Annotated in this window: 1 protein-coding gene; it reads right to left on the minus strand. The window is 69.8% G+C overall.

Annotated features, from left to right (window positions below; translation table 11 throughout):
* Window positions 1-65 precede the first annotated feature (65 nt).
* Window positions 66-524, minus strand: a 459-nt coding sequence (locus tag IG84_RS0137240) for a hypothetical protein (protein WP_211266566.1), incomplete at its 5' end; no start/stop codon positions are given.

The following is a 524-nucleotide window of genomic DNA, read 5'->3' on the forward strand; positions in this document are numbered from 1 at the left end:
GTTCAGCGGTGTGGCGGGGGCAGGCGTGCAGGCCTGCGTCGGTGGCGCGGGGGCAGATGGGGCAGCTACTCACGGTCGGCTCCGGTGTCGGTACGGCCGCAGGTGTGCTCGGCGCCGTTGGTCCTGAACCCGGCCTCGCAGCAGTCGCGGCGCTGAGTATGGAGCTCGGCGAGGGCTGCGGCGGACTGGTCGGCGTAGATGGCGACTTCGTCCTGGAAGTGCTGGAGGGCGTCGGGGCCTTCGTCGCGGAGGATCTGTGCGTGCAGGGAGCCGACCATCTCGGCGAGCACGCAGCGGGGCAGCATCGCGTCGAGCCGCTCGGCGCCCTGTCCGGAGCGGTAGTGGCCGAACAGGATGAGCAGCACGGCGGCTTGGCCGTGGCTGCAGTGGGCATCCTCGGCGATCTGCAGGCCGGTGTTGTGGGTGAGGAACAGGTTCCCGGGCTTGATCATCCGGAAGTGCGTCATCGGGTCTCCAGCCGGTGGGCGGCGGTCATGAGTACTGACGGGTAGGCGTGGGTGTCT

The sequence above is a fragment of the Streptomyces ochraceiscleroticus genome (assembly GCF_000720485.1).
GTDB classification, from domain to species: domain Bacteria; phylum Actinomycetota; class Actinomycetes; order Streptomycetales; family Streptomycetaceae; genus Streptomyces; species Streptomyces ochraceiscleroticus.